The organism is Bacillus pseudomycoides DSM 12442 (assembly GCF_000161455.1).
Taxonomy (GTDB): Bacteria; Bacillota; Bacilli; order Bacillales; family Bacillaceae_G; genus Bacillus_A; species Bacillus_A pseudomycoides.
In genome coordinates, this window is record NZ_CM000745.1 from 5,156,715 (window position 1) to 5,163,010 (window position 6,296).

Consider the following 6,296-nt stretch of genomic DNA (forward strand, 5'->3'; position numbering starts at 1 on the left):
CGTCCTAATAATGACCAAAGGATTTGTTGGACTAGTAATTACAGCTATTTTGTACGGAGTTGGATTCGGATCAGCACAACCTGCTCTTCAAGTAGCAATGATACGATTAGCTCCACCAGAGAAAAGGGGAGTAGCGAACGCTACATTTTTTACTGCTTTTGATTTAGGGATTGGTTTAGGGTCTATTATTCTAGGGTTTGTTTCACAACTCATGGGATATCAAATGTTATTTTTGGTTTGTGCTGTATCTGGGTTTATTAGTCTGTTAATTTTTATTTTGTTTGTAAAAAAGACATTAAAATAACTTTTTAGTTTACGAAAAAAACGTCATCCTTTCCTATGATTCTACAGAAAGAATAGCGTATTTTTTCATTTTAGGGGGTATTTTGTTTTATTGGCTTGATAGCGATGGGGTCTCGCCAACATTTCGCGAATTTCGTACGCTAAGGAATTCCTAAGTTCAAAAACTTGGTTTTACCATACGTTAAGAAAGTTCCATAAACGATATTTAATGCTTGTTACGGGACTTTGTTTTTGGTAATGAGTTTCGGAACTGGTTTTTGACCATCTTTCTTTTAGCTCTTTTTTCTTTTCGGTAAGTCAGGAGCCTTCTTCATTGTGTCAACAACATGCATGACCGCGAAATATGGATGTTTTAAAATCATTTTCGGTCCGCTCTTCTTCATAACATCCTTAACGAAATCTTTCATATCTGGTTTATAACAATGAATTTTGCAATTTTGACATGCTGGCTTCTTCTCTTGAAATGGACATTTTGATAAACGAAAATAAGCATACTCTTTTAACTTCTGACATTCTTCACATATAGTATCTTGTTCATGTTCGTTTTTACAATACATATCAATCATAATGCTAATTGTTTTCTCTTCACGTTCAATTCGATTCATGGCTAGTGCCTCCCGTTCCAAAGTCTCTCTGCTTTGATTGTAAGACTTTTTTAGAGGATTTACATGAATTTTCATTGACAGTTTTTCTAATGTTTATCTCTTTCCTACGAATTATTAATGGAGAATGTCCCTACCAATCATAACCAACAGTAAAAGCGAACGCATTAAGACTTAAATAAACATCTTTCTTTTTCTTACGAGCTTCGGATGCTTAAACCACTGGAACGACAAGCGTCCACTCGATTCTTCCACGCTATTGATTGATCTATTTTAGCCATGTCAAAATCTCTTTTCCGTCTTGTACGTAAGGAGATTTTGACATGGAACTGATTCTATTGGTAGGTGGGGACAGTTTGATGCTTACTGTTATATCAAGTAATTCAGCCTTAGCGTACGGAATCCGCGTTCTGTTGGTGCTACCCCATGCCCATCAAGCTAGTATTTTGAAGTATCCCCAAAACGAAAAAATGAACTGTCATAGACAACAGTAGCAACATAGATTTTTCGCTTTTTAAATAAGGAATCTACTTGACTCTCTAAAAGTATGGAAAAATTCTAGATATGTAAGAGACCAGAGGCTACTCACTAGACATACTTTAAACTCTCAAGAATAATGAAGATGTACCTAAAAAGTAGGAGGCATCACATATGATAAACTTAAATGATTTGGAACCTGGCATCCGGACCTTGGTCACTCAATTCATAGAGGCTGGTCGACCTTCAGCAAGACAGCAGAGCTTTCATGAACGTCGACGAGGATATTTGAATACAATTGATCTTGCCGGAGAAGCCGTGCCTGTATGGAATATTGTTGATCAAACAATTGACGGTTTACCGCTTCGTATATACAAATCGTCGAATCAACTCAATCTTCCTATTCTGATTTATTATCACGGTGGCTGTTTTGTCAGCGGCGATTTCGAAACTCATGATCGTCAAATGCGTCGGTTAGCTAACTTGAGCAAATCCCTCGTTATTGCCGTCGGTTACCGATTGGCACCGGAACACGTTTATCCAGCCGCACACGACGATGCGGTTAAAGCTACATATATTGTCCGTGAGTATGCTTCGGCTTGGGGTGGAAATCCAGACAACATTACTCTTGCAGGTGACAGTGCAGGCGGACATCTTACTCTAGTTACTTGCCTTCGACTTAAAGTGGAAGGCAAGTGGCTTCCGCAGCGACAAATTCTTATTTATCCAATGCTGGACGCGAACGGTTCAAGCAACAGTTATAAAAAATATGGAGACGATTATGTGATTACCCGAGATATGCTGCTTAGTGGTTTTGAGGCCTACTTATCTAATCTACCTCCCAATCATCCAGAAGCTAGTCCATTATATCGAGAAGATTTTACCGATCTTCCGGAAACTCACATTTTAACAGCAGAATTTGATCCTCTTGTCGATGAAGGTGAGATGTTGTATCGCCGTTTACTAGAAGCAGGCGTGAAAGTACAATGCCGTCGGTACCTCGGAGTAAACCACGGATTCTTTCAATTGGCTGGTATCAGTCCAGCTGGTAAGAAAGCGATTGAGGATGTTGCATCTATTGTCAGGTAGGTACTATTTATTAAATTAAGGAATGAGATAACGCCTTAAAGCAAAAAAATACGCTATTCTTTTTGTATATTTCTACAAAAAGAATAGCGTATTTTTTTACTTTAGGGGAATTTTGTTTTGTTATCTTGATAGCGATGGGGTAGCATCAACAAAACGAAAATTTCGTACGCTAAGACGGTTTCATAGACAATATATACCTATATTTTTATGTAATTTTACATATCCAAATAAAGGGAGCTGATATGCAAAACGTGATTAAATTATATTAACAACATTTAAATTCTATTTTAATTTTTTAAAAAAATTAAAATAGTTATATTTTTACCGGATATATTAAGTTGTAACTATTGCAATTACTTAAATGAAATTAAACAGTGATTTTAGAAGTATAATATTTCTACTCGCACTAATACGCAATAGTTGAATAGTTGAATATAATCGACAAAATTCTATTATTTACGCATTAAAAATTTAATGTTTTAATAAAGGTGTAATTGGTATGACCACTAAGAGAGGAGAAAATCAGACTAATAAAAGTGCAGAAAAATTGTCTGTAACATCATGTTTGGTTAATTATCTAAATACTCAGTTTTTTAGCATGGTGTAGAAATCATCTAGAATCACAAAGGTATCATATTTATAAAAATAGCATTCTAAGTTTCTACATAGCAAAAGTGATATTATTTCACAGTAAAAGTATAAGCAATGTACAGTATAATTTCATCTTTTGTAATCTTGTAGAAATAATGAAGGAAGAGGAGAGATAGTATGAAACGTATGAAAAAAATAATTCCCGCAGCATTTGTGTTAAGTTCAGCTTTATTTGTAGCACCAGGATTTTCTTCTGCAGCTACTGATACTTCTACAAAAGTAGGAAGTCTACCAATAGTAGTAGATTCACAAGGGCCAAAAGCACCTATGACAGCAGAGCAAGTTGCAGCAAATGGTACACAGCTTCCTTATATTCCTACAGGTCCTTATGAAGAATTCCCTAAAGAGTGGCATGTATCTACAGAAGATGGTGCTTTAATTGATTATGTTTATGTAGATGTAGTGGCTAATGAAAATGCAGTGACTATTAACAATGTAATTAGATATAAGGATTACAAAATTTTAAAAGCCGATGGTACTTGGCTTCAAGATGGAGAATCATATAGTAAAACAGCAAATAAAGGAGAAGTATTGTACTCAATTGCAATTCCTAAAACTAATCCAGCTTTAGCTGATACTAAATTAAAGAAAAAAATGAGCTGGAAATTAATTGATTCAAATGTAATAGATAAAAATTCAGGTTATCATTGGAGTAAATCCGTTACAAGCGGAATGTCTCATAATGTAACTGTGGGATTATCTTATACAATTGGGATGGAAGTAGGTCTTGAAGGTATTGCAAAAGTAAATCAATCATTAACTGCAAGTTTCGGTTATGGTATTACATTAAATTCAGAAGAGACAGTTACGAAAACATTTGATTTTAATCCAAAACCTGATTATGCATATGATCAATATAGAACTGCATTATATCAACAAGTAGCTAACTATTCAGTTGCTCCAGGTGCAGGATTACAAAGTTGGATGTCTAATTGGGAAAATAATGATCCTACAAATCAAGTTTTAAAATTGCTTGGTAAACAACCTTATTATAAATTACAAGCAAAAGAAGCAGTTAATTATCCAGTAGATGTTTTAGTTGCTCTTACTTCGAAATAATAAAAAAAGCTAGCATTTTGCTAGCTTTTTATTATTTGACCTATTTTCCTATTTTTTCACTTTCAAAACATATTGGTTCATTTTCATAAAAGAGTCCTATATATATAAGGGCTCTTTTTATATTTTCACTTATAATATCTTACAAAACTGTCATCTTGATGTAAGGTTATTAGATAGTTCATATACTATTTCAATGTAATAATAAAAATATAAGAAATCATAATAATTTTTAAGAGGTGAAAGTCATGAAAGGAAATAATATCTTATCTTCTTTAAGTTACATTAGTATCTTTTTTGCACCAATTCTAGTACCAATTATTATTTACTTTGTAGCAGAAGAAGAAGTGAAATATCATGCAAAAAAAGCATTATGGACACATCTAATTCCCTGTGTAACAGTCATCATTGGTCTTGCTATATCTGGAGTAGTTGGATTTAGTACATTAAGTGAAAATGCAATTGGAATTGCATTATTAATCGGAACTTTTGCTATTGCTTTTATCTTGAGTATTTACTATTTCATTTGGAATATAGTAAAAGGTATTAAGGTGTTAAAAGAAGCTTAGTCTATAAAGACTAAACTTATATTTCTAAAGAAGAGCGAATGCTTAAATCTTCTTTTTTAAGGTGGATTTGTACGAATTGAGGGGAGATAAAGAAATGACGATAAAAAAAGCTTGGTTATTCTTGCTTATGATGGTAATTGGTTTAACAGGATGTTCTATGATTAAAGAAGGTAAGAATTCAATTGACTATGCTCAAAAGGCAATAGATTATGTTAATGAAGTGAGTACGTTTGCAAATGAAGCGCCGGGATTAGCAGGAAAAGCAATCAACGATAGTGCCGCCCGCAAAGAATTAGAAACTAGACTGAGAGAAATTCAAAAGGATATTCCAGCTTTTAATGAATTGACACCTCCTGATGTAGCAAAGGATATTCATCAGCAAATTGTTGGATATAATGAAAAGTTAAATGAATTAATTGATACAACTATGAAGAAGGTAGAAGAAGGGAAAATGGATGTAGATCAATTCAAAAACTCGGAGCTTATGCAGACAATTCAACAAGTTCAAAAATTAAAAGATAAGATTCAAAATTTAGGTCAGTAAATAGGGTACCGCCCCATAATAAGAGCCGAATTTTCTACTCTAAGAAAAATTCGGCTCTTATTTTTTATAGATTAGTTGTTATTTTGCTTCTTCATATTCCTTCATTATTTTATAAAAAGTATTTTTCTTCAGTTGAAGTAGCTCCATAAATTTGACACCTGTTATTTCTCTATTTTTCCACTTTGGATAAGTTTCTTCTATTAGGAGGCACCATACACGCCTATCAACTTAAGAAAACAAGTTACACCCAAAAAAAATCCCTCAGACAAGCCAAGGGACCACTTATTTACATGAAAATATTGACGGTACAGATTTAATTTTTGGATAAACTCTATTCGATCCATAATCTTGTGAAAATTTTTAACAGAAACAACACCTGAAGGTTGTCGAAGCCATGATAAATACGAGAACTTGTCTCCTTTTCCTCATTTCTGTAATAAGGGATCCCGTCACATTGCCATCAAGTTAAGAAATTTTTTGTTCCCCAAAACGAGAAAAACGAACTGAATTCCATAACTATAAAGAGATAAAATTTTCGTTTTGAGGATACTTTAAAATATTAGCTTGATGGGCATGTATAGTGACCCTTTATAGCAATAAAACTAGCTTATGTAATATTGCATATTAAAATGTATTGATATATATGTAAGCGCTTACTATAATAAAGGTATAAAGATTTACAACATCTTACTATACAAAATAAGAGGAGGAAATAATATGGCAATCGCAATGGCAGTTCTAAAATTTTTAGGTGGAATCATCCCATTAGTAGGAGAGCTTTTAAAAGCAGTAATGTAAGTTCATTATCTTACTATACAAAAAAAGAGGAGGGAATAATATGGCAATCGCAATGGCAGTTTTAAAATTTTTAGGCGGAATCATCCCGTTAGTAGGAGAGCTTTTAAAAGCAGTAATGTAAGTTCATTATTCCGCAATTGCAATTATATATATAAATATCATACGAATGATCTGTATATCAAGAATGAATTGATGTGCAGATCATTC

At 33.4% G+C, this 6,296-nt stretch carries 6 protein-coding genes; 5 read left to right on the plus strand and 1 reads right to left on the minus strand.

Annotation, left to right across the window (positions count from 1 at the left end; all coding sequences use genetic code 11):
• The coding region (locus tag BPMYX0001_RS33395; protein WP_167535690.1) for an MFS transporter at positions 1-304 on the plus strand (304 nt) is incomplete at its 5' end.
• 271 nt (positions 305-575) lie between these two features.
• Here the strand turns inward: BPMYX0001_RS33395 and BPMYX0001_RS26120 are convergent.
• Positions 576-983 (minus strand): nitrous oxide-stimulated promoter family protein, encoded by a 408-nt coding sequence (locus BPMYX0001_RS26120; RefSeq protein WP_006097186.1) that lies wholly within the window; start codon positions 981-983, stop codon positions 576-578.
• Between the two features lie 573 nt (positions 984-1,556).
• On the opposite strand from BPMYX0001_RS26120, the gene BPMYX0001_RS26125 reads away from it, so the two are divergent.
• From BPMYX0001_RS26125 to BPMYX0001_RS26140, 4 genes are all read left to right on the plus strand, one after another.
• Positions 1,557-2,471: an alpha/beta hydrolase gene (locus BPMYX0001_RS26125; protein WP_006097187.1), complete on the plus strand. Its 915-nt coding sequence runs from the start codon at positions 1,557-1,559 to the stop codon at positions 2,469-2,471.
• A 768-nt stretch (positions 2,472-3,239) separates the two neighbouring features.
• The gene (locus tag BPMYX0001_RS26130) at positions 3,240-4,181 is read left to right on the plus strand and encodes a hypothetical protein (protein WP_006097189.1); all 942 of its coding nucleotides are present in this window, start codon (positions 3,240-3,242) and stop codon (positions 4,179-4,181) included.
• A gap of 245 nt (positions 4,182-4,426) precedes the next feature.
• Complete coding sequence (locus BPMYX0001_RS26135; protein ID WP_006097190.1) at positions 4,427-4,747, plus strand: magnetosome magnetite crystal formation protein family; 321 nt, start codon at positions 4,427-4,429, stop codon at positions 4,745-4,747.
• 94 nt (positions 4,748-4,841) lie between these two features.
• A complete protein-coding gene (locus BPMYX0001_RS26140; RefSeq protein WP_033799414.1) occupies positions 4,842-5,291 on the plus strand; it encodes a DUF6376 family protein in 450 nt (149 codons plus the stop codon).
• Positions 5,292-6,296: the final 1,005 nt, after the last annotated feature.

Bases quoted from the DNA above. Each gene is read 5' to 3' on its own strand.
- BPMYX0001_RS26125 (WP_006097187.1), top strand. From the start codon at position 1,557: ATGATAAACTTAAATGATTTGGAACCTGGCATCCGGACCTTGGTCACT.
- BPMYX0001_RS26140 (WP_033799414.1), top strand. From the start codon at position 4,842: ATGACGATAAAAAAAGCTTGGTTATTCTTGCTTATGATGGTAATTGGT.
- BPMYX0001_RS26120 (WP_006097186.1), bottom strand. From the start codon at position 983: ATGAAAATTCATGTAAATCCTCTAAAAAAGTCTTACAATCAAAGCAGA.
- BPMYX0001_RS26135 (WP_006097190.1), top strand. From the start codon at position 4,427: ATGAAAGGAAATAATATCTTATCTTCTTTAAGTTACATTAGTATCTTT.
- BPMYX0001_RS26130 (WP_006097189.1), top strand. From the start codon at position 3,240: ATGAAACGTATGAAAAAAATAATTCCCGCAGCATTTGTGTTAAGTTCA.